Source organism: Sphingobacterium sp. UBA1897 (assembly GCF_002337775.1).
Lineage (GTDB): Bacteria > Bacteroidota > Bacteroidia > Sphingobacteriales > Sphingobacteriaceae > Sphingobacterium > Sphingobacterium siyangense.
In genome coordinates this window covers 353,221-375,921 of record NZ_DDGR01000027.1, presented here as the reverse complement: position 1 = coordinate 375,921, position 22,701 = coordinate 353,221, and the positions used below count along the sequence as shown (strand labels likewise).

The 22,701-nt window shown below is 39.6% G+C and carries 17 protein-coding genes; 5 read left to right on the top strand and 12 right to left on the bottom strand.

All coding sequences use genetic code 11. The features are described 5' to 3' along the window. Nucleotides 1-11 precede the first annotated feature (11 nt). The 6 genes from B4N43_RS19960 to B4N43_RS19935 form a co-directional block, all read right to left on the bottom strand. The gene (locus tag B4N43_RS19960; protein ID WP_286735975.1) at nucleotides 12-1,844 is read right to left on the bottom strand and encodes a RagB/SusD family nutrient uptake outer membrane protein; all 1,833 of its coding nucleotides are present in this window, start codon (nucleotides 1,842-1,844) and stop codon (nucleotides 12-14) included. A gap of 50 nt (nucleotides 1,845-1,894) precedes the next feature. After that, nucleotides 1,895-5,269, bottom strand: a complete 3,375-nt coding sequence (locus B4N43_RS19955; RefSeq protein ID WP_286735974.1) for a TonB-dependent receptor — start codon at nucleotides 5,267-5,269, stop codon at nucleotides 1,895-1,897. A 217-nt stretch (nucleotides 5,270-5,486) separates the two neighbouring features. Then, entirely contained in the window at nucleotides 5,487-6,632 is a 1,146-nt protein-coding gene (locus B4N43_RS19950; protein WP_286735973.1) for a FecR family protein, read from the bottom strand. A gap of 148 nt (nucleotides 6,633-6,780) precedes the next feature. Then, a complete protein-coding gene (locus tag B4N43_RS19945; protein ID WP_070564694.1) occupies nucleotides 6,781-7,383 on the bottom strand; it encodes an RNA polymerase sigma factor in 603 nt (200 codons plus the stop codon). Nucleotides 7,384-7,845: 462 nt separating this feature from the next. Next, complete coding sequence (locus tag B4N43_RS19940) at nucleotides 7,846-9,249, bottom strand: M56 family metallopeptidase (protein ID WP_286735972.1); 1,404 nt, start codon at nucleotides 9,247-9,249, stop codon at nucleotides 7,846-7,848. Beyond that, the gene (locus B4N43_RS19935) at nucleotides 9,246-9,620 is read right to left on the bottom strand and encodes a BlaI/MecI/CopY family transcriptional regulator (RefSeq protein ID WP_070564700.1); all 375 of its coding nucleotides are present in this window, start codon (nucleotides 9,618-9,620) and stop codon (nucleotides 9,246-9,248) included. Before B4N43_RS19935 ends, B4N43_RS19940 begins: the two co-directional genes overlap by 4 nt. 363 nt (nucleotides 9,621-9,983) lie before the next feature. Here B4N43_RS19935 and B4N43_RS19930 point away from each other — a divergent pair, with 363 nt between their 5' ends. Beyond that, on the top strand, nucleotides 9,984-10,559 hold the full coding sequence (locus B4N43_RS19930) for a 2,3-bisphosphoglycerate-dependent phosphoglycerate mutase (RefSeq protein ID WP_286735971.1): 576 nt from the start codon (nucleotides 9,984-9,986) through the stop codon (nucleotides 10,557-10,559). Nucleotides 10,560-10,755: 196 nt separating this feature from the next. Here the strand turns inward: B4N43_RS19930 and B4N43_RS19925 are convergent, their stop codons facing one another. Beyond that, nucleotides 10,756-11,415 (bottom strand): metal-dependent transcriptional regulator, encoded by a 660-nt coding sequence (locus B4N43_RS19925; RefSeq protein WP_075991207.1) that lies wholly within the window; start codon nucleotides 11,413-11,415, stop codon nucleotides 10,756-10,758. A gap of 116 nt (nucleotides 11,416-11,531) precedes the next feature. Here B4N43_RS19925 and B4N43_RS19920 point away from each other — a divergent pair, with 116 nt between their 5' ends. Then, the gene (locus B4N43_RS19920) at nucleotides 11,532-13,847 is read left to right on the top strand and encodes a TonB-dependent receptor (RefSeq protein WP_286735970.1); all 2,316 of its coding nucleotides are present in this window, start codon (nucleotides 11,532-11,534) and stop codon (nucleotides 13,845-13,847) included. 67 nt (nucleotides 13,848-13,914) lie between these two features. On the opposite strand, the gene B4N43_RS19915 is transcribed toward B4N43_RS19920, so the two are convergent. After that, entirely contained in the window at nucleotides 13,915-14,439 is a 525-nt protein-coding gene (locus B4N43_RS19915; protein ID WP_070564708.1) for a hypothetical protein, read from the bottom strand. Between the two features lie 224 nt (nucleotides 14,440-14,663). Here B4N43_RS19915 and B4N43_RS19910 point away from each other — a divergent pair, with 224 nt between their 5' ends. Both B4N43_RS19910 and B4N43_RS19905 read left to right on the top strand, forming a co-directional pair. Then, complete coding sequence (locus tag B4N43_RS19910; protein WP_286735969.1) at nucleotides 14,664-15,119, top strand: hypothetical protein; 456 nt, start codon at nucleotides 14,664-14,666, stop codon at nucleotides 15,117-15,119. Between the two features lie 21 nt (nucleotides 15,120-15,140). After that, a complete protein-coding gene (locus B4N43_RS19905; RefSeq protein ID WP_286735968.1) occupies nucleotides 15,141-16,553 on the top strand; it encodes an aldehyde dehydrogenase family protein in 1,413 nt (470 codons plus the stop codon). A gap of 44 nt (nucleotides 16,554-16,597) precedes the next feature. Here the strand turns inward: B4N43_RS19905 and B4N43_RS19900 are convergent, their stop codons facing one another. Further along, entirely contained in the window at nucleotides 16,598-16,987 is a 390-nt protein-coding gene (locus B4N43_RS19900) for a response regulator transcription factor (protein ID WP_286735967.1), read from the bottom strand. A 487-nt stretch (nucleotides 16,988-17,474) separates the two neighbouring features. Between B4N43_RS19900 and B4N43_RS19895 the strand changes: the two genes are divergently transcribed. Next, on the top strand, nucleotides 17,475-19,988 hold the full coding sequence (locus B4N43_RS19895) for a cation-translocating P-type ATPase (RefSeq protein WP_286735966.1): 2,514 nt from the start codon (nucleotides 17,475-17,477) through the stop codon (nucleotides 19,986-19,988). Between the two features lie 61 nt (nucleotides 19,989-20,049). Here the strand turns inward: B4N43_RS19895 and B4N43_RS19890 are convergent, their stop codons facing one another. Genes B4N43_RS19890 through B4N43_RS19880 form a run of 3 tightly spaced genes read right to left on the bottom strand, consistent with a single transcriptional unit; the run spans nucleotide 20,050 to nucleotide 22,700 of the window. Next, complete coding sequence (locus tag B4N43_RS19890; RefSeq protein WP_286735965.1) at nucleotides 20,050-20,988, bottom strand: glycerophosphodiester phosphodiesterase family protein; 939 nt, start codon at nucleotides 20,986-20,988, stop codon at nucleotides 20,050-20,052. Between the two features lie 3 nt (nucleotides 20,989-20,991). Next, nucleotides 20,992-21,507, bottom strand: a complete 516-nt coding sequence (locus B4N43_RS19885; protein WP_120335283.1) for a shikimate kinase — start codon at nucleotides 21,505-21,507, stop codon at nucleotides 20,992-20,994. A gap of 5 nt (nucleotides 21,508-21,512) precedes the next feature. Further along, nucleotides 21,513-22,700, bottom strand: a complete 1,188-nt coding sequence (locus tag B4N43_RS19880; RefSeq protein ID WP_120335284.1) for a BT_3928 family protein — start codon at nucleotides 22,698-22,700, stop codon at nucleotides 21,513-21,515. Nucleotide 22,701: the final 1 nt, after the last annotated feature.

The window sequence follows — 22,701 nt, the reverse complement described above, 5'->3', positions numbered from 1 at the left end:
CATTAAATTAATTAATAACCGGGATTTTGTACCAATTCCTCGTTTTTATTGATCTCTTCCTGTGGTATAGGCATTAAATAATTACGCTGACTAAAACTACGTGGAAAAACGACCGTTGTTATTTTGAAAAACTCTGTATCGGTAGCTCCTTGTATATTCATTCCTTTCGCCTGTTGGTTGAGGTATTGATCGGCGATCATCCAACGTCTTAAATCCCAGAAGCGATGGCCTTCCAAGTAAAGTTCAATGGTACGTTCTTGTCTGACGATGGAACGTAGTGTTGCCTGATTATTTGCGCCGCCAATTGGAGCCCATGCGACATCAATTGTTGGAATGCCCGCACGGACCCGAACGCGGTCAATATATTGTTTGGCAGTATTCAGATCCTGACCATATTCGATTAGCGCTTCCGCGTAGTTCAGATACAGTTCTGCTAGACGTATCACCGGCCATGGATAATTGACGGAGACCTGCAGTCTGCTTTGGTTCAATTCAGGTGCAATACCTTTTTTGTTGAGATATCCTGTTGGAGAGTAGTTATTAGACCGTCCTTGGATACCGCAATTGTCATTTTTCCTAAACTGAACAAGGATTTGATTGGCACTCCCCCTAACCACTTCATAGTAGCTGTTGTGATAGGCAATCCAGGCATTAAAGCGTGGTTCTCTGTTTAGATTTAACGATAATGTATTACCATTTGGCGTATTTGTTACGCCGTATCGTCCATTATAGTCGTAATTGGGATCTTTGTCAATCGGTAAACCATTTTTACTATAAAAGGATTCTATCAGGGTGAGGGTCGGGGATACACCATTATAGGACTCACCTTGTGCGCCACTGAGAAATGGAGTAGATTTATTTTGAAAATCGTAAAGACCTTCCCGACGTGTTTCCGCCCAAATCACTTCCTTGGTATTGGCTTTGTCAATAAAAGTAAGGCGTAAGTCCTTTTCAATAGGATTGGCTGGTAGTGCAGTATTGTAGGTACTGTTTTTATACAGCGAAGCTCCACTTTGTTCAGCTGCATCAATGGCTTCTTTAGCCGCTAGAGCTGCACGACGCCATTTTTCTTTGTCGAAGGTTGTACTGATCAACGCTGTGCCATCCAAGTTTTTGAAATCGGCATAGAAGCTCTGTTTTTCACCTCCACCACCATTAAAGAGCGGTGAAGCTGCGTAAAGCAATACTCTAGCCTTTAGCGCCTTGGCAATAACCGAGGAAGCACGACCCCATTCATCCGCGGCTCGAAGAGCAGGTAACTGTCCAGCTGTCTCATCCAGCTTTTTGATAATAAAATCCACACAAGCATCATAAGTCGAACGTTTGGGATACGCTGAAGAAGGTGCGTTGACATCAAACTCTTGGTCTGCAATAACAACTGGGCCGTACATGCGGACTAATAGGAAATGATAAAAGCCGATCAGGAAGTTGGCTTCAGCTTTATATTGTGCCGCCTCCTGTGGATCTATCCCGGGAACTTTATCTACATTGCGAATTAGGATATAGCATTGTCGTATTCCTTTGTAAAGGTTATCCCAGTAGGAAATGACAGGACTTGAGGCTGTATATTGTCCACGGGGAAATCGGGCAAAGGTTTCATGTTCAAAAGCAGTTGTTACTTCGTCGGAAGTCATCAAATCAATGGAAGAGGTACCTACCCGAGAATTTGGAATCCACGCATAGCAGGAATATAAATAACCTTTGGCTGAATTTGGATCACGAAAGGCGTCTGCTTCCGAAGGACGTTCATCAGGGACGATATCCAAGAATTTACTGCAGGAAGTGGTGGTCAAAAAAGTCGCGCATGCGAATAATGCAAGGTAGCCTATATATTTTCTTTTCATCTGATAAATCATTTTAAAATTCTATTGATAGTTTTAATCTCGAAGTTGTTTTAATTGAAACGAAGTTGGACTCCGAGATTGAATACTTGCTGTGTCGGATATCCCAAACCATTGCCTCCACCTTGTTCAGGATCCCAAAGTTTGAACTTAGAGAAGGTCAATAGATTATAACCACTTAGAAAAATGCGTGCAAATTTGTGCGAATATCCAATCTCAGCACTTCTGAGTTTTAGGAATGCCCCATTTCTCAGCCAATAAGAAGAAGCTTCAGTATTGTTGAGATTGTCCAATTTGCTCAGTCGTGGATAGGCAGCAAATATGTTAGGATTTTCAGGACTCCAGCGGTCCTCGGCTATAAACTGCAATACATTGCGTACACCTTGATTTCCAAATGGATGGAAGCCGCTGATCATAAAAGAAGTTCTATCAACTCCCTGTAGGAGGAAAGAAAAATCAAATTTTTTGTAATTGATGGAAGTACTCAAACCATACACAATTTCAGGTGTTGTTGGATACCCCATTCGAACTCTATCATCGCTATTGATGAGATTTAGACCATCAATATCATTGGTTAGATCTTTATATTTGATGTCTCCCGGAGCGACAAAACCCCCTAGCTGTTGTAATGGACTGTTATCTATTTCGGCCTGATCAATAAATAAGCGTTCAGCAAGATAGCCTAGGTTTGTGCCAATAGAATACCCAATCTGCGAGAGGTTGCGGTATTTGGTAAAGGCTGGCTCATTATTTTTCAGTACGGTATTATGTGCATATGTAAAGGTTCCACGCATAGATATTCCCCAATCTTTTTCACTTTTGTTCCATTCTAGGGAGAAATCAAATCCCCTATTTCTTACCTCACCAACGTTGCCATACACTTTCGTTCCTGCAGTACCAAATACGTTAGGGATTGTTGCCGAACGATCAACGAAAATATTGGTTCTATCTTCCTGGTATAGGTCGAAAACAATATTGAACTTATTGTTAAGGATACCGAGGTCCACACCAATGTTTTTCTTCTCTGCAACTTCCCATGAAATCAATGGGTTTGCAAATTGTAAGTAAGTAGGTCCTGTATAATTCGTATTCTGATCGATACCTGTTGTAAACGATGCTCCGTCCAATTTGAGGTCCGAAAGATAAGGAAAACGTCCTCCGCCAATCTGATCATTACCAACCTTACCCCAGCTCCCTCTAATTTTTAAATTACTGACAGCAGGAAATAAATCTGTGAAGAACTTTTCGTTACTGAGTACATAGCCCAAACCAACGGAAGGGAAGAAGCCAAAGCGACTTCCAGTGGCAAAGTTTTCGGAACCATTGTAGCCAAAGTTGACTTCGGCAAGATATTTATTGGCGAAACCATATGTTGCACGTCCCGTAATGCCCTGGCGTCTACGCGGTAGCGAACTGATTAGATCAGCCGGATTATTGACATTGAAATCCGTGGTATTGTAAAGAAATAAACCTGATACGGTGTGATTACCAAATGTTCTATTGTATTCGATGGAGGGCTGGAAATAGATTTCGCGATCACCGCTAGTGCCCGTTTCGGTTCCCAGGGAAAGATTTTGTGGCTGCCCCACCATGACTAGATCGTAGGTATATCCACCTGCAGGATCGGGTGCATAGCTGTTAATCATGTACTGATTGTAGCCACTGGTTCTTTTTGTTGTTGTGTTGCTCCAGTTTTTAAAGGAAACCAAGGCTTTAAATTCTAGCCCTTTTGTAATGAAATCAAGTTTTTGCGCTCCATCAATTGTAGTCAGTAAGGTACTTTGGAAACCATTTTGATAGCCATTGACCATGCGGGCAAAGGGATTGATAAAACCATTGTTGACTGTACCACCAGCTTTTCCTCCGTATTGAACGTCTCTTCTGTCAATACCAGTAAATGGAAACATAATAGGGAAGTCTACTGGATTGGCATTCATGATGTCGCCAAATACGCTTGGAGCATCTACACCGGCACCGTAGTAGTCACGAAGTTGTGCATTGAGCTTTAAAGCTATTTTGGTGGTTGAAGTAAGGTTGACATTGATATTGTTCTGAAAGCTATACCGTTTGACAGAGACATTATTGTCAAAAGAGTTGAGGTCAAATTTACGTAATAAACCGTTGCTAATGTTGCCGGTTGCACTGAGGAAATAGCCTATTTTGCTGCCACCACCTTGTACATTTAGATTGAGCTCGTTGTTGATGGTATGGGACTTAAACATTTCATTATACCAGTCAACATTAGGATATACATAGGGATCCAAGCCTAATCTTGTGCCGTTTATTTTATCTTGGGAATATAAAATTTCACCAGTACCACGACCTGTAACCGCTTCATTGAACATCTCCATATAACTTACACCATCAACAAATTTTGGTATGGAAGTAGGTCTTGAGATCTGTGATTGTGCACGTGCTGAAATACGCGGTTTATTGAGGTCTTTACCTGTTTTTGTGGTGATAATTAGGACGCCGTTTGCTCCCCTAGTACCAAATACGGCGGTGGCAGTAGCATCTTTAAGGACTGAGAAGCTTTCGATAACTTCTGGTGCCAATGCGTCCAGGTCGCCTTTGGAGATTGCTACACCATCCAATAAGATCAGGGGATTGGTGGCTCCGCTAAATGTCGATACACCACGAATGAAAAAGCTAGCCCCATCTGCACCGGGTTCGCCCGAACGTTGTACTGCGATTACCCCCGAAAGTCTTCCTCCCAATGCATTGGAGAGGTTGGCCGTTGGGATACGTAAGGTTTCTGGTTTTACTGATTCCAATGCTCCCACGACACTGGTTTTTTTCTGTGTTCCGTAACCGACAACAACCACTTCACTTAAGCTCTGATCGGGACTTAGCTGCACATCAATGCGACGTTTGTCGGCAATGGCAATTTCCTGATTGGCGTAGCCGACATAGGAGAATATTAGTGTCGAATTTGTGGGAACCACAAGAATGTATCTTCCATTGCCATCTGTTGTTGTACCGATTGACGGGCTGTCTTTAACCTTGACACTAACACCATAAAGATTGTTTCCATCATTTTTCACTGTACCCACGATCTCAACCTTACCGTTTTTTTGAACGGTGGGGGTGAGAGGCGTTTTTTTTTCTCGGTCCGAAATCACAATGATGCCATTGTCAATTGTAAAGACCAAAGGCTGATGTTCCAATAATTTTTCAAGGGCCTGTTTTAGTGGCTTATTCTGGATATCTATATTTTGAATAGGCCTTACTTTGTCGAGTTGGCTTGTCTTTATGATAAAATCGACATTAGTCTGTTTTCTGATTTCTTGAAATGCTTCGGACAATGTAATCTGCTTGTGTTTAAGGGTAACATTTTGAGCAGAGGAGACATGTGTTAAAAAGATAAATGCTGTTAAGAGGACCGCAACTTTTGTAGATGTGTTGCATAATGATCCGATGTATCGCATAGCTTTAATAAAAAAGACAATGCAATACTTACTACATAAATAATAATGCATATATTTATAAATTGGTTAACTGGTTTGATGTTGAAATGAATTCTTGTTTTCCAAGTAAAAAATTAGTCGAGAGTGCTGGCAGGCATTTTCGGCTATTTTTTTGGAAGAAATGTTTAGGCTGGACTGGTTTCTTTCATAATCAGTGGTTATTAATGTGTGTTATAGTTTATTGCGATATGTACAGTTTATTGTTTCGTATGCTATACTTGATGGAACCGGAAAGCTGAAGTGCTCTTAATACATCGTTTAATCGTTTTTTTCTAGAAATTTGAGCGACATAGGTTTCCTGTGAAATGGGACCTTCAAAAATTACTTCAATGTTATACCAGCGCGAAATTTTACGCATGATTTCCTTTAAGTTGTTATTGGAAAAGTTGAAATCACCATTTTTCCAATCTAATACTTGATCCAGGTTTATTGATCTTACTGCGATATTTTGATCCGTTAACGTAGATTGTTGACCCGGTTTTAGTATGGTTGTATTATTTTTGCAACTTACTCTTACAGATCCTTCTGCAAGTGATGTCTGTGTGGAAGATTCATCATCGTAGGCATTGATATTGAATTTAGTCCCTAAGACTTCGACCTTTTGAAGCGAAGTTTCGACAATAAATGGTTTTTGTTTATTTTTTGAGACTTCAAAATAGGCTTCACCCGTTAGTTCTACACGGCGTTCTGAGGCTGAAAATGCACTTGGATATTTGAGACTGGAATTTGAGTTCAGCCAAACTTTTGTGCCATCAGAAAGGGTTATCTGAAATTGTCCGCCCTTTGGTACATTCAAAAGATTCATGGCGATGCGTACATCGGTATTTCCCTCAATTTTATAATTAATTCCGCCTTTTTCTGTTTTTTCAATTGTTGTGCCGAGCTCTTCCGTTAATTTTCCATTCGCAACATCCTCCAGTACGATCGTTTTACCAGAAGAAAGCACAAGTGTTGCTTTATCGCGACCAGGTTCGATGATGGTAGCTGTATGATCATTATATGTGCTGCGGTTAAGAAATAAATACGAGATAGAGATAATCAGTATGATGGCAGCTGCAACGCCTGTAGTTTTATACCATGTAGGACTTTTGAAATTTTGTGGTTCCGTGTCAAGATCAATTTTACCAAAAACACGGTCTAAAATCATCTTGTCTATAAGTTCTTCCTTATCCCGAGATTCAAGTTGGTTCTCGATCATCTGTTCAAGCGCCTCCTTGTTATTCGTATCCTGAAAATATTGAAATAGCTCCGCCGTCTCTTCTCTTGAAGCGTGGTTATTGAGATATCTTTCAAATAATAGTTTTATATGTTTTGAATCTTTCACTGAGTAGCTATTTATATATAATACGGAAAATTAGAGCCTGTCCTCTGCTCTGATTTTAAAAAAAAGTAAAAAAAATTAAAAGTGTTTAAAAAGGGCTGTTTGAATACCTATGGGAGTGACCTGTTTGTCGATAGAAACAGCGAGTGTCTTATTTTTGATTTAATACGGCACTGATAAGAGCAATTAACAGGGACGGTGTAATTTCCTTGCTCAAACAGAAGCTCTGAATCTGTTTTGTAGCCTTCACGATATGGTCACTGATCGTAGAAGTGGAGATACCTAAGGAACTACTGACCTCCTCATAGGTTTTCCCCTCTATTTTGCATAAGGTATAAATGAGTTTGCGTTTTGGAGATAAGTTTTCAATGGCTTGATTGACAATTTTTTTAGACTCTTTGTACGCATATTCCTCCTCAATGTGGGAATAGTCTGATGTTGAAATGGAAATAATCAACTCTTTTAGATTTCGATTTTTGATCTCTTTATGAAAGAAATCATACACGAGGTGTTTAGCAATAGTGAAGAGATAAGACTGAAAGGACTTGTCGGGGTCTATTTCACCGCGCCTCTCCCATAATTTCTGAAATACATCCTGAAGGATTTCTTCTGCACAGGCAGGTATTTTGACTAGGTTAAGTATATGACGGTAAAGTCTAGGGCTATAGCGATAGTAGAGCACCTCAAATGCCTTATGATTGCTTGACTTAAGAGCGAGCAGTAAGGCCAACTCATCATTTTTACATGCCTCCATAATTTAAACTTGTATTTAAAACCAAATTCCTCCTGATCAGAATTTAATAATTGGGTATCATACCGTATAGTAGCAGTATTATCTTAATGATAGCAGATGAATACAACAAGTATATTAGAAGTATATTGTTGGTATACTACTGGTACTCTTCTACAATGTTACCGATTTGTTATTTGGTTTTTATACAATTTTTTTACGCAAACGATTGCTTTAAAAATAAACTATAGTAGAATTTATCGTTTTTTAAACCCGAATCCAATCCTTAATTATATTTTGGAAAATACTGATGTTTGTTTTTAACTTGATTTTAGATTATATCACTATCTATAAGAAGAGTTGGTACATTAAATTTTGAATGATCTAAACAACATTCTGGTTTATAGGTGAGTAATTGTGAGGGGGAGACATATCGCAATAAGAGGAATTGTATTCCTCTTATTGTATTCCGAAAAATTCTGCTATCTATTTTTTATTTACAGATTTTACTTCTACTTCGGGTTTCATTTTTAGAACGATCCTTACGGGTGTTTCCTCCTTAACTTGAATATCTTTTTGATCTTGATTTGAACTTACATTGGCATTGGCGGAAAGATTGATCCGCTTTGGTTGACGCAATTGAATATCTTCGACCCTTACTTCCTCAATTTTAGGTACTACTTGCACTTCTTCAATTATCGCTGAAGTTTTTTTTGATGGGGTAGATTTTTTTTTAGGTTCCGGAAATCTGACCTCTTCAACACTTACTTCCTCGATTATTTTGGATGATTTTTGAGGTGGGGCAGGTCTTTTTCGAGGTTCCGGGAAACGTACATTACCTTCTTGTTGGGAAGAAGACCTGCGCTGGGATATCATTGGCGGAACCATTTCTTTTGTCGGTGATTTGGGAGATCTTCCACTATTTTTAGGAGCGGCCGGTTGCTTTGATGCAGGCGGCGTTATTGCGGTGTTGGCAGCCGCTGCTTTTTTTGTCGTGGTCGGCGTTGTTTTCTGTGCTTCCACATGTGTTGAAAACAACGTAGATATCGCTACTGTCAGTAATAAAGTAAGCCCGGGCATTAGCAAGAGTTTACTTCGGGTTGTTCTTTTTTGTAACATAATTAATCGTTTTTTTGTTGTTAAGAAATTAAAATTACTGGCCGGTAATGTGTTTATATCAGGGGTGGACATGCTCCACTCGATAATCAAATGTTGGTATCTTAACTTTTCATGAATCTTGACTACGACATCATCTGCAAGGTATTCATGAGTTTGTCGGATCGATTTCTGAATGAGATAAATGAAGGGATTGAACCACAAAAATATACCCAAAATCTGTATGAAAAGTACATCCATCGAATGGCGTTGATTGGCATGGGCCCGTTCGTGAGTTATAATTGACTGATCAATACCGCCCTGTTGATAGGCATCTTTGGGAACATAAATTTTTTGAAAAAAGGAAAAGGGTGTTTTTAAACCATGTATACAATAAATGGATTGTTCATGGGTTGGTGTGGCACTTCGGATATAATATAGGAATTTGCGGTATAACCATACTTGTTTCAGAAGTAATGCAATGGTGACAATTACATACATCAGCAGAGCGACATCGTACCAATCGACGTAATAATTATTGAAGAGTGCTGAATCTGTTGCGGGCTGTTTAATGATCGGCCCCGCAGGGGTAACATCACTGTTTCTGTCGTTCAGGAAGTTGAAAACATCAAATGGGACAACGATTTGCAACAATGGAATGACGACAGATAGGGGGATAATCCCGAGTAAATAAAAACGGTTGAATAGCAGTAGTTTTTGGTTGCGTAGTATTGACCAATAAATAAGATAGAGTAAACCCGAACAGGCTATCAGTTTTCCAATATATAGCATCATGTCTCTTTGTTTTTAATTTCGGAATCAATTATATTTTTCAGTTCCTCCAATTGCTCTTTGCTCAGCTGAGATTGTTTAGTGAAAAAAGAAGCAAATTTTAATGCTGAATTGTCGAAGTAGCTTTCTACGATATCATTTACATGTGCTAAATAATAGCTGTCTTTATCAATTAGTGGATAATACTCTCTCGAATTTCCATAAAGCACATAAGATATCGCTCCCTTTTCAGTCATTCTCTTCAATAATGTAGCAACAGTTGTTGGCGCCGGTTTAGGTTCAGAATACGCTTCCATAAGATCTTTCATAAAAGCTTTTTTCATGTCCCAGATGTAGCCCATCAATTGTTCTTCCGTAGCTGATAATTTATTCATACTACAAATATAGAATATATTCTACATGATGTAGAATTGAAATATGTTAAATAATTTATTCTGATTTATTTTGTTGATTTACAGGTGTTTATTTTTTTGAGAATGAGGATAATTTTCACCGTAAAATTAGTTGCTGTTCCCAGATATAACCGATAAGCTTATACAAATAATAGGGGAACTGAATATGTCCGTATATTGTTTTAACTAATGGATCTGTCGTTTGATATTGAAGTACTTCGATCCCAGGTTTAGATGATTAGACAAGGACTAAGTGGTATAAATAAAACAAAATAGAATCTATCGCTATTATATATGATGTTGGGTGCGTAGTGAGAGACCGTTTAGAAAAACTTTGGATAAATAATGGCAAAACTTTTTTTAGTCCGGCATGGACAGTCGCAATGGAATTTAGAAAATCGCTTTACGGGATGGCAAGATGTGGATATTACTGAATTGGGACAAGAGGAAGCTCGACAGGCAGGACTGGCTTTGGCAAATGAACCAATTGATATAGCGTATACCTCAACACTTATAAGAGCGCAGCATACGTTAAGGATTATTTTGCATGAAATGGGCGATCCTCACATCCCCATTGTTATAGACGCTGCTTTGAATGAACGAGGTTATGGAAAGCTTGAGGGCTTGAATAAGGCCGAAACAGCCGAAAAATATGGTGCTGAACAGGTGCATATCTGGCGCAGATCTTTTGATGTGCCTCCGCCTGGAGGTGAGAGCCTTAAAGATACATACGAACGTGTTATTCCATATTATGAACGTTTTATAGCACCCAAACTGAAAGAAGGTAAAAATGTACTCATTGTTGCGCACGGCAATAGCCTAAGGGCGCTGATTATGTTTTTGGAACATCTTTCTCCGGAACAGATATTGGAACGGGAGATTGCTACCGGGCAACCGATCAAGTATCAAATTGAAGAATAAACGCTCAATTTTTACAAATTGATAGTTGAACTGTAGAGACTGATAATTTATCGTATTTCTATAGATTCTCCGGGTTTAGCATTTTAAAGATTTACTTGTTTTTGTTAGTTGTATCTAACAATTGTTTTCTTAACAAAGAGAAATAACAGTAGATTTCATTTCAAAAAATAACATTTTGATCTCATTCTCTCCTAGTTTAGGCGATAAGGCGTACAAGTAGTGTTGCGGTGACTTTGCTGCTTAGGACTTCTATTGGCCTGTCTTTGTATTCCACTGTGATGCTAGCATCGAACGGTTCTATTGATTTGATTGTTAAAGTCGTACCGAGCTCGAGATTTTTCGCTGTCAAATATTGTAAAAGCTCCTTAGAAGATGGCTGAACCGCCATTAATGTAACTATATCACCTACTTTACAACTATTTAGAAACACATAGTTTTCCAAAGGCATAACCCCATTAGAATCGGGAATTGGCGACCCGTGGGGATCTACCGTCGGATAACCCAATAACTCATCCATTTTACTGAAAAATTCGGGCGAATGTATATGCTCAATCTGTTCAGCAATCTGATGGACTTCATCCCAGGCAAACCCCATTTTCTCAACCAGATACATTTCAGTAAGTCGATGTTTCCGGATAATAAGGGCGGCTTCTTTCTTTCCTTCTTCAGTTAGCCGCAATGGTTTATAGCTTTCATAATGAACGAAACCTTTGTCGGCTAGTTTTTTCATCATACTATTTACTGTGGGCATCTTGATGTCGAGCCTTTTACTTATTTCATTGACATTCGCATCACCCTTTAGGTAAGTGAGGTTATACAATGCTTTTAAGTAATTCTCTTCGGTCTGTGAAATCATAAGACAAATTTATTAAATATTAGCCGTGTCTAATAATTATGTTATAATTATTTTGTTAGTCTAATCTAACTTGTTAGATTTGCTTATCTAAATTTATAAATATAAAAAAGCAAAACATGATGAAAGTGTACAGTGCTCATTTGACAATTGCCATGGTGCTTACAGGATTTATTTCCTTTGGACAGACAGGTAAGATTAATGGTAAGGTTTACGATAAGAATGGTATGCCGTTAGGAGCAGCATCCGTTGTTATTCCAAAATTACAGATAGGTGCCAAGTCGAACAATTCGGGAAGATATATCGTTGAAAGTATCCCCCATGGTACCTGGGAAGTGGAAGTAAAACACATTGGATTTAAGGAATTCCGTGATTCAGTAAAAGTCGGTCCAGGGGTATTGACCAAAGATATTCAGTTAGATGGGGCTGAACTTTTACTGGATGAAATTGTGGTAACGGGTACCAAAACATTTAAACGCAAAACAGAGAGTCCTGTAATGGTAAATGTTTTAGATAGCAAGACTTTGGACAATCTACAAGTGTGTAATCTTTCGGAGGGTTTGAAGTTTCAACCCGGATTGCGCGTAGAAACAGACTGTCAGACCTGTAACTATACGCAATTGCGGATGAATGGACTTCAGGGTGGTTATTCACAGATTCTGATTAACGGTCGCCCAATTTTCAGTCCGTTGATGGGACTCTATGGTATGGAGCAACTACCGGTCAATATGATTGAAAAAATTGAAGTCGTTCGCGGGGGTGGCTCTTCATTGTATGGTTCAAGCGCAATTGGCGGAACGGTGAATGTGATTACAAAGCTCCCACGGGCAAACAGCTATGAAATCAATTCTTTCTATCAGCGTATAGGTGGGGGGACAAATGATTTTAACCTCGGGGGTAATGCAACATTGGTCAACGAGAAAGGGAATGCCGGAACTTCATTCTTCTTTAACAAGCGGGATCGTGGTTTCTACGATGCAAATGGTGATAATTTTTCTGAAATGCCCAAAATTGAAAATACCTCTTTAGGAATTAATTCATTCTATCAGTTTTCAGATAATCAAAAATTAGAAGTCTCCTTAAGCAACCTGAATGAATATCGGTTCGGTGGTGAAATGACCGATAAACCTGCGTATTTAACACAGCAGTCAGAAGAGCGACATCATAAAATTTGGATGGGAAGCACGGATTATCAGATTAACTTCAATCAAGATAAATCGGCATTCATCGTCTATACTGCTTTTCAAAATACCAATAGAAAACATTATACCGGCGTATTTCCAGATGATCCTGAGGCGATTGAAAACCATCTCAAGCATCCACCTTATGGGGATTCTAAAACAACAACACTTCAGGGAGGTTTTCAATTGAATCATGAGATCCGCAATTTCTTTAATGGTCGTAATGTATTGACTATTGGGTCGGAGTATGTTTCTGACAAAGTTTATGACGAAATTCCGAGTTATAATTATCTCGTGGATCAGCATACCAAAGATTGGGGAAGCTTCTTTCAAAGTGATTGGGATTTGGCTGCTAAGTTTAATGTATTGTCGGGTGTTCGGGTTGACAAACATAATTTATTGCATAAAGTTGTTGTCAGTCCGCGAATAGCACTCCTTTATAAATATGCCCCTACAACACAATTTCGATTAAGCTATGGAACCGGCTTTAGAGCGCCACAGGCATTTGACACCGACCTGCATATTGCGTTTGCTGGTGGCGGCGTATCGCGTGTACAGTTATCCCCTGATTTAAGGGAGGAGCGTTCAAAAAGCCTGAGTGGTTCGATAAACTACGACAAAGCAACTGAAACGTGGATAGCAGGCTTCACCTTGGAAGGATTTTATACGCATCTGAATAATGCATTTGTACTTGAGGAAATCGGTGCAGATAATTTTGGGAAGATTTTTGAAAAGCGAAATGGAAACAATGCAACAGTAGCCGGAGGAACATTGGAATTACGTGCAAATTATGCTAAGAAGATTCAGTTGGAAACTGGATTGACAGTGCAGCAAAGCAAGTATGATAGTCCGGTGTCGTATTTGGAAGGAGTAGCTCCAATTCGATCATTTTTGCGGACACCCAACGAATATGGTTTTGCCAACCTCAATATTACAGCAAGTAAACCCTGGACAGTCAATTTAAACTATGTTTACACGGGAAATATGCGTATTGCCCATGTCGGGGGAGCAGATAATTTTCCTGACGATCAAATGGTACGGACAGGAGCCTTTTCGGAGCTCAATAGTAAAGTAGCTTATGCATTTAACTTACCGAAATACAAAAATATCATTGAGCTTTATGCAGGGGTAAAAAATATTTTTAACGCGTATCAAACTGATTTTGATACCGGGAAAAATCGCGATAGCAATTACATTTATGGGCCCAACATGCCAAGGACATACTTTGTCGGTGTAAAGATAAAAACACCTTAATGGTGAAAACAAAAAATCCTGCACACCGATGATGAGCAGGATTTTTGTTATTTGTATTCGCGTTATGCTATTTCAAAACGAATTTAAATCCTAAAGAAAAACGCGATGGCTCGAAATTAGAACCATGAGAAAGATTCCACCAAGGTTTCCAGTCGAAATGCATGGCCAATGGTGCAGAAGGTATTTTGAACTCTAGACCCAAAGCTGGACGGATCGCAAAATCAGTATGTGTTTTTCCATCTTTCCAATGGTAGTCGTCATACCAGTCGTCGTGCCATTTACCATAATCAATAAATGATACTTGTGGACCAACACCAATGTACCATGAAAGACCTCGAGATCCAGGAATACGTTTGTTGTATGAATAATCTACGCCGATAACAGTAATATTGTCTCCAAATAATACTTGTGCATTTCCAGCGTCATTTCCACCAAAATTGTGTTTTATCTGTGGACCGAATAATGTTTGACCATCGCCGACGTCTATTCCAAGACCAATGGCTGTCCGATAGGGAGTTTGTGCGTTTGCTTGCTGATGAGCAACAAATAGTAGCGTAAAAAGTGTTAGAAAAGGTAGAATTACTTTTTTCATGATAATTTAAAAAAATATAAGTTGTGTGTTTCCGATTAGAAAGCTTTCGCTGTTCAAACAAATAGTTTGCCAAAGATTTTTTTGATATTTTGACAAACAATAAATGATTTGTAACTGCTTCTCTTTTAGTGTCCTTTTTTTAGGATAATCTAAAAATAAATCCACCCTTATATTCTAAGGTATTGTTCTACTCAAGGTGTGCTAAAGCCCGAAACCTCAATTTTGTGCGATTAGGTGATTCGATCAACCAACTAGCCAAATGGCTTTCCCTTGGCCGGGTGTCCAATATGCCCGATCTAAAGAAAGTACCGCAATTGCCTATATGGACCGATGAAAACAAATTCAGTTTGGAACAACGGGCAAGAGCCTATTTAGATGTGAATTGTGCGCATTGCCATACCAAAGGGGGAGACGCTTATAATACGGGGCTTTTCCTGGATTATGATGTGAAAATTCCTTCTCACCTTGGTATTGGTAAAGCTCCTGTTTCAGCTGGAGGTGGAGCAGGTGGCTTGGATTTTGATGTAGTTCCCGGAGATGCCAAGCATTCTATCCTGCTTTATCGGATGAACAGTGTGGAACCCGGTACAGCGATGCCGGAGTTGGCCAGAAGTATAATACATAAAGAAGGTGTGGATCTGATTCGCCAATGGATCGATAATATGCCATCAAAAAAATAATAATATTGATCTTCAATTGGTATGAACATAGAGACGTTAACGGATCAGATAGGTTTCATATTTAAACAGCAGCAGCTTTTTAAATATGAATTACGGTCTAGCAGTGCACAGGAGCGTATAAAGAAACTCTATAAGCTAAGAGCGCTTATTGAAAGTCATGAAGATTTAATCTATGCGGCGCTCGAAAAAGATTTACGGAAGTCAAGAAGTGAAGCCGCCATAAGTGAAGTATTGTTTATTTACGGTGAAATAGCATTTGCAATACGACATTTACGAAAATGGATGAAGCCTAAACAGGTTGGCCGCTCGATGACCAATTTTCTTGCTAAAAGTACAATTACCTACCAACCTAAGGGTACGGCGCTCATTATATCGCCTTGGAACTACCCTTTTCAGCTCACAATGAGCCCTTTGATTTCAGCTATTGCAGCGGGCAATTGTGTGATTTTAAAACCCTCAGAGCATAGTCCATTCACGTCTGCAGTTATTGGGGAGATCTTGACCAAAGGATTTGATCAACGGGAAGTGGCCTGTATTGCAGGTGAACAGCCTGTTTCCGAAGCACTATTAGCGCTTCCCTTTGATCATATTTTCTTCACCGGGAGTCCAGCAGTAGGTAAACTGGTTATGCAGGCTGCCTCCCGCAATCTCAGTTCTGTAACCTTGGAGCTTGGAGGAAAATCACCCGTTATATTAGATGCGACTGCAGATTTGGAAATGACTGCCCATAAAGTTGCTTGGGGAAAATTAATCAATGCAGGGCAAACCTGTATTGCGCCAGATTATGTTCTTTTGCCTAAAGATAAGCAAGATGAATTTGTAGACTATTATCTAAAAGCGGTTAAAAGTATGTTTTTTACGGAAGATGGACAGCTGGATCGAACAGTTTACGCAAAGATCATTAACCAAAAGCACGCTAATCGTCTTGTTTCATTAATCGCCAAGGCAACAGCATGTGGGGCAAAACTGTGCGAAGGTGGCCAATTAGACGATGATCTGACATTAAGTCCGGCATTGTTGATCGATGTAAAGGCCGACAACAGTATTATGCAAGAAGAAATATTTGGTCCCATACTTCCCATAGTAACCTATGAAGACCTACAAGAGGCTCTAGCACTCATTAATCGCGCTGAAAAGCCTTTAGCTTTATATATATTTAGCAATAACAAGTCTAATATTCAATATATCCTGAAACAGGTGTCCTCAGGAGGGGCTTGTGTGAATGATGTTTTGATTCACGTTTCCAACCCGCATTTGCCTTTTGGTGGTGTCAATGGCAGTGGCATGGGCAGTTGTCATGGGCAGTTTGGCTTTAAGGCATTTTCACACGAAAGGGCTGTCATGTTTCAATCTAAATTTTCAGTTTCTACGTTGATTTATCCACCCTATGCTAAAAAGAGCAAAGTTTTTAAATTATTGAAGAAATGGATTTAGTCAATTGAAAGCACGCTCAAGTAAAGAAAACTACCCGTTCTTCGTTACAGGCGATCTGGAATGGCTCTAGCTGAAATGTTGTTGCTCGTCAGTCGTTTGACCCGCAACAGGAGTTCTTCCGGACTAAACGGCTTCACCATAAAATCTGAAGCGCCAAGGTCAAAAGCTTCAATGACGACTTCCTCTTGTCCCATGTTGGAAAGTACAATAACGGGGATTTTTTTCTCGATTTTTTTTATGGAAGAAAGTACTTCTATCCCCGAAGCAAATGGCATCATAATGTCGGTAATGATCAGATCTAGATCCATTGTATTGAGCTTTTCAATTGCATCTTTTCCATTGGTGGTAGTGATAACCTCGTGACCTGCCTTGATCAGTTTGTATTGAACTGTCCGTAATATCAACTCATTATCTTCTGCAATTAAGATGACCATCTTGTTTTTATTATTAATATACTATTATGGAGGCCACAACAAGTTTAGATGCTATTCCATATCTAACGATAGGTACAGAAATATTTTAACAATATGTTTAGTTTCCAGCTTCTCTTTGTGTTTTACATGATCTGAAAACATAGGTAGCAAAGAAGGACTTCAATAGCAAGAAGCTGTCTTGGCATTATTGGAAAAATGATCGTAAAATTGCTTTTGGCTAATATAAAATTCAAAGTCCCCAAATGAATTTCTGCGCAAATATATCATTGTAATAGAAATATTCAATAAAAGAAAAGTATTAGAAGGTAAATTTTATGCTAATATGTTGCTGATAAGTCATGTAGACTTTCTTTTTTACAAAAAGTAAAAGTTGTAAATAAAAGATTGTAACATGATGTTACATGTGAAGGAGATGATCGTCGACAGATGATTTAACTCCTGGATACAAGAATTATTCATTATATTTAGGTAACCTAGTTCATTCGATATGTCATATAATATTCCCGATAATCTGAAAGGTCTTTCCGCAGCTGAGGTTAATGCCTCTCGCGCTAAATATGGTTGGAATCAATTGAGCAATAATCACAAGAATACATGGTTTGAACTGCTTGTGGATATTTTGAAGGAGCCTATGCTGATTCTGTTGATTATCATCTCGATGATTTATGTTTTTGTGGGGAATTACGGAGAGGCTGTATTTATGTTTGTTGCTATTGTTGCTGTTACGGCAATTTCTTTTTATCAGGATAATCGTAGCAAAAAAGCGCTGGAGGAATTGGAAAAGCTGAATGAACCATTAAGCACCGTGATTCGAAATGGGAAGGTTAGTGAAATTCCAACACATGAGATTGTTGTGGGGGATCTCTGCATTACAGAGGAAGGTCGAATTATAAACGCTGATGGTCGTATTCTACATAGTAACGATTTTTCTGTCAATGAATCTTCGTTGACGGGGGAGAGTTTTTCCGTCTTTAAGGACAGTAAATCTGAAGATAATCTGGTCTACGGCGGGACGGTTACGGTCTCAGGCCTGGCTGTGTTTGAAGTTACTGAAATCGGTAAAGAGACCCGTGTTGGGAAAATAGGTGAATCGATCAAAAATATCAAGGAAGAAATTTCACCGTTGCAGGTGCAAATCCAAAAGTTTGTAAAAGCAATGGCCATTGTCGGTATCCTAATTTTTTTAATCGTATGTCTATACAGTTTTATTGACAGTGGTAATTTAGTGGCGAGCTTGCTCAATGGACTTACTTTGGCCATGTCTGTATTGCCGGAAGAGATTCCTGTTGCGTTTACAACTTTTATGGCGCTTGGCGCATGGAAACTCATGCGGGAGGGGATTATAATCAAAAGAAGCAGTATTGTTGAAACTTTGGGTAGTACAACGGTGATCTGTACAGATAAGACCGGGACCATTACAGAGAATTCCATGCAATTGAAATACCTCTATAATTATGCTACGGATTCATCTTATGATCAGGAAAGGTTTGATGAGTCCGATTTAAGAGAGCTTATCGATTATGCGATGTGGAGCAGTGAGCCTGTGCCTTTTGACCCCATGGAAATTACGTTGCATAAAATATATGAAAAAACGCAAAAGCAGGACCTCAGAAAGGAATATGCATTATTTCATGAATATCCTTTAGATGGTAAACCGCCGATGATGACCCATCTTTTCGAAAATACAGGAAAAGATCGGATTATTGCTGCCAAAGGGGCACCGGAGGCTATACTTAGCGTATCCAAGCTGCCCGATAGTGAGAAAGATAAAATTAGGGCTATTGTTAAATCCTATGGAGAGCAGGGCTTTCGTCTATTGGGTGTGGGGAAAGCGAAATTCGAAGGCAATAATTTCCCCGCGAAGCAACAGGATTTTGAGTTCCAATTTTTAGGGTTGACCGTATTTTATGATCCTCCCAAAAAAGGTATCCAGGAAGTGTTCCAAGATATTTATGATGCCGGGATTAAAGTCAAAGTAATTACTGGCGACAATGCCGATACGACTAAAGCAATAGCGGCTCAGGCCGGAATTCGTATTTTGTCTCCGCCGATCAATGGCAGTGAAATAGTCAATAGGTCCGAGGATGAAATTATGTCGATAGCGGAGCAAACAACTTTATTTACCAGAATGTTTCCGGATGCTAAATTGGCTATTGTAAATGCCCTGAAAAAGAAAGGTGAGGTTGTGGCGATGCTTGGCGATGGGGTAAACGATGGCCCAGCATTAAAAGCGGCCCATATCGGCGTTGCTATGGGCAATAAAGGTACTGAAATAGCAAAATCAGCCGCGGCATTGATTATCACAAATGACGATCTACAAAAGTTAATCATTGGTATAGCGGCCGGAAGAAGGATTTACGCAAACATCAAGAAGGCGGTTCAATACATCATTTCTATTCATATCCCCATTATTTTGACCGTATCACTACCTTTGTTTTTAGGCTGGGTATTTCCGCAGATTTTTAGCCCTGTGCATGTGATCTTCCTCGAATTGGTCATGGGGCCCACCTGCTCGATTGTATATGAAAATGAACCTATTGAAAAGGATACGATGAAGCGACCTCCTAGAGCTATGGGTGACACTTTTTTGAGTATAAATGAGCTCGGAATAAGCATTGTTCAAGGTCTGATAATCACCATAGGTATTCTATTTGTTTATCAGTTTACTGTTCAGCAGGGGGGAACTGAGGAAAAAACGAGGGCTATGGTTTTCACTACTTTAATCTTTGCCAATGTTTTGCTGAGTTATGCTAACCGATCTTTCCACTATAGTATCCTTGAAAGTTTTAAAAACCGAAACTTGCTGCTCGTGGGTATTTCGATCGCTGTGCTTCTATTTTTAGCCCTGATATTATATGTTGCTCCGGTCGCCCAATTTTTTGCTGTAGCAGCCCTGAGCGGATATGAATTGGGGATAGCGCTCTCCGTGGCTGCTGCATCCGTGTTATGGTTTGAGGTCTATAAATTGATCGGGAGAATTGTACGTGCTAAAAAAGATTGAAGGGATATATCGAGATAATCCAAGTATTAAACGAATAGAATTAGGCGCAAGTCCAGGAATCTTACTGAATAAATTTCGAAGTAATTCCTCTTTTCTTGATGTAGAAATTCAGCGCTCGCCCTGCCTCTGTAGGTCGATCTGTACTTAATATATCTGCACCGCGATCAATAAATCCAGCATAAACTTGAAAGCCTTTTTTATCGGCCTGTCTGTCTAAGTTTCCCAGTGTACCCAATATGCACATGATTCCATGGTCATGTAGTACTTTGGTTAATGCTGGGTCTGCTTCACGGGTTCCGACGAAGGCTAACAAGCGATTGTCGGGGATATCTTTTTCATTTAGACGAGCAAGGTCATCTAGGTTATTGACCGAGGCCGAAATCATGATGTCGCTAGCCAGACTGTGCACTTTGGCCGCCTGGTTGGCACTATACGTGATGATGACTACGCTAGATTCTGCCCTTTGTTTGCGAATAGCATTGATAACGGCTTCATAAGGGACATCATTTTTAATGTCTAAGGTGAAGATTACCTTTCCTTTTCCCCAAGAAAGTGCTTCTTCCAGCGTGGGGATCCTATATGGCGTTATCTTTTTGTTATTGTCCAATAGACGAAGCTTTTTAAGCTCAGCTAAACTGCTGGCGTTCACGGGCCCTCTGCCGGTGGATGTTCGGTTTAGCGTATTGTCATGCATTAATATCAGCGCTGAGTCTTTACTGATGCGAACATCACATTCAACAAGGACTGGCTGCAAGCTCGCATTATAGGAAAACGTTTCGATTGCATTTTCGGGGTATCCAGATGCGGGGCCGCCACGATGCAAACTGACCAATGGATAACGATTATCGTCATAGGTCAAAAACTGATATAATTCCTCCACATTTTGGAGCTGTATACGTTTACCCACTGGCAAGCCATCCGTATTGGCTCCGTTACGAAAGCAACTGCTTACGATAAAGCAGATCAATAAAAGGAAGTAGTGGCGTATACGTATATTCATTGTCTATCTATTGTGCTGATTAATCAGATCGGCTAGTGCCTCGACACTGGTATTTAATTGGTCGACTGTCAGATGGGCCTGCGTATAATAAGGTTCTCTTTCGATCAACTTCTCTTCAATAAATAGCCGTAGTTCCTCAGGTGATTTTCCGATTAGAATGGGCCTTTTGTGTAGTTTAGATTGAGAAAGACGGTCAAAAAGCGCTTTGGGTGACATCTGTAAATAGACGGCATATCCATTCGCCCTGATCCATTCCATGTTGTCAAAGAAACAGGGGGCACCACCACCGGTAGATATTACGGCAGCATTCTCAGAAAATTTACGCAATTGCTCGCGTTCTAATGCCCGGAATGCGTCTTCACCATGTTGACTAAAATATTCGGTAATGCTCATGCCAATTTGTTTTACGATCTCCTCGTCTGTGTCGATAAAAGGGAGTTCGAGTTTAGTGGCAAGTTTCTTACCCAGGGTAGTTTTTCCACTTCCCATATAACCAATCAAAAATATAGGTTTAGGCATAGGTACTATTTGTCTTTACTTAGAAATTTATCTTCAATGGTTTTGGCATCCGGAAAGTTATTATAGTGCCATTTTCCGACGACGTTGCCTCCTTTTAGGAGCAGTACACCAGGATTTGCTCTGACCATGCTTTTTAAAGGAATGAGATCGGCATAGAATATCTCCGCAATTAATTGCATTTTATCACTCAGATATTGCGCATCTTTGGATGCCGAAGCAGTCAATAGCACAACACGAAGCCCATTATAATCTTTTGTTAATTGGATGGCCGCCTGATTGATCTTTTGGATAGCATCAATGTTGGTCGAAGAAAGATCCTTTGCAACGATAACAAGATTGTAATAAGGATTAGCAATGATTTCTTGCGTATGGTCTGCTCCGTCGGCATCCGTAATCAAGAGGTCAGGAATAGGAATATCATATCCCTTTTTGACCAATTTACTCTCAGGTTCACCTATAATTTCCCACGATTCATCTTCCCATAGCTTGTCAGCCATATAGACCTTGTCATTGACCTTTTTTGTTTCACCCGTCTTTTTGTTTTTCATGGTATAGATTTGCTCAAACAAATCGCCTTGTTTGCCTTCAGGGAGCACCATTAATGAAGGTAAGTTGTTGCCAACTTTGTAGGGTAAGAAATCAATAAACGGGAGGTAGTTTACGGTATAGATACCAATACCTAAAGAGATAATCGCTGTAATCACAGTAGCAACGAATTGATTGCCTGATCCTTTGATAATTGATCGTAATTGCTTTCGGTTAAAAAATATAATAAGGATCAACGCCAAGAGCACCAGATCTTTAGAAAATGATTGCCAAGGTGTAAGTGGGATGGCATCCCCAAAACAGCCACAAGAGGTCACAACCTCAAAAAATGCCGAATAGAAGGTTAGAAAAGTGAAAAATAGAATCAGTAGTAGCAGGCCCCAGGCGACGGTATTCGCATAGACCCCCAGTAATAACAGTGCTCCTAACAAAATTTCAAAACCACAGATTACCACAGCGATGGCAGTAGCGTATTCATTAAAAGCTGTGAGATGAAAGACCTCAAAGTATTCCTGAAGCTTATAGCCAAACCCTGTCGGGTCATTTGCTTTAATAAAACCTGAGAATATGAAAAGAAGTCCCGTAAAAATCCGGCAAAATCCTAAAAGATAATTTGTTTTGGTACGCTGCTGCTGTATAGCTGTCATA

Excerpts from the sequence above, each read along its gene's own strand:
- B4N43_RS19960 (WP_286735975.1), bottom strand. The coding sequence starts at position 1,844 with ATGAAAAGAAAATATATAGGCTACCTTGCATTATTCGCATGCGCGACT.
- B4N43_RS19955 (WP_286735974.1), bottom strand. The coding sequence starts at position 5,269 with ATGCGATACATCGGATCATTATGCAACACATCTACAAAAGTTGCGGTC.
- B4N43_RS19945 (WP_070564694.1), bottom strand. The coding sequence starts at position 7,383 with ATGGAGGCATGTAAAAATGATGAGTTGGCCTTACTGCTCGCTCTTAAG.
- B4N43_RS19940 (WP_286735972.1), bottom strand. The coding sequence starts at position 9,249 with ATGATGCTATATATTGGAAAACTGATAGCCTGTTCGGGTTTACTCTAT.
- B4N43_RS19935 (WP_070564700.1), bottom strand. The coding sequence starts at position 9,620 with ATGAATAAATTATCAGCTACGGAAGAACAATTGATGGGCTACATCTGG.
- B4N43_RS19930 (WP_286735971.1), top strand. The coding sequence starts at position 9,984 with ATGGCAAAACTTTTTTTAGTCCGGCATGGACAGTCGCAATGGAATTTA.
- B4N43_RS19925 (WP_075991207.1), bottom strand. The coding sequence starts at position 11,415 with ATGATTTCACAGACCGAAGAGAATTACTTAAAAGCATTGTATAACCTC.
- B4N43_RS19920 (WP_286735970.1), top strand. The coding sequence starts at position 11,532 with ATGATGAAAGTGTACAGTGCTCATTTGACAATTGCCATGGTGCTTACA.
- B4N43_RS19915 (WP_070564708.1), bottom strand. The coding sequence starts at position 14,439 with ATGAAAAAAGTAATTCTACCTTTTCTAACACTTTTTACGCTACTATTT.
- B4N43_RS19905 (WP_286735968.1), top strand. The coding sequence starts at position 15,141 with ATGAACATAGAGACGTTAACGGATCAGATAGGTTTCATATTTAAACAG.
- B4N43_RS19900 (WP_286735967.1), bottom strand. The coding sequence starts at position 16,987 with ATGGTCATCTTAATTGCAGAAGATAATGAGTTGATATTACGGACAGTT.
- B4N43_RS19895 (WP_286735966.1), top strand. The coding sequence starts at position 17,475 with ATGTCATATAATATTCCCGATAATCTGAAAGGTCTTTCCGCAGCTGAG.
- B4N43_RS19890 (WP_286735965.1), bottom strand. The coding sequence starts at position 20,988 with ATGAATATACGTATACGCCACTACTTCCTTTTATTGATCTGCTTTATC.
- B4N43_RS19885 (WP_120335283.1), bottom strand. The coding sequence starts at position 21,507 with ATGCCTAAACCTATATTTTTGATTGGTTATATGGGAAGTGGAAAAACT.
- B4N43_RS19880 (WP_120335284.1), bottom strand. The coding sequence starts at position 22,700 with ATGACAGCTATACAGCAGCAGCGTACCAAAACAAATTATCTTTTAGGA.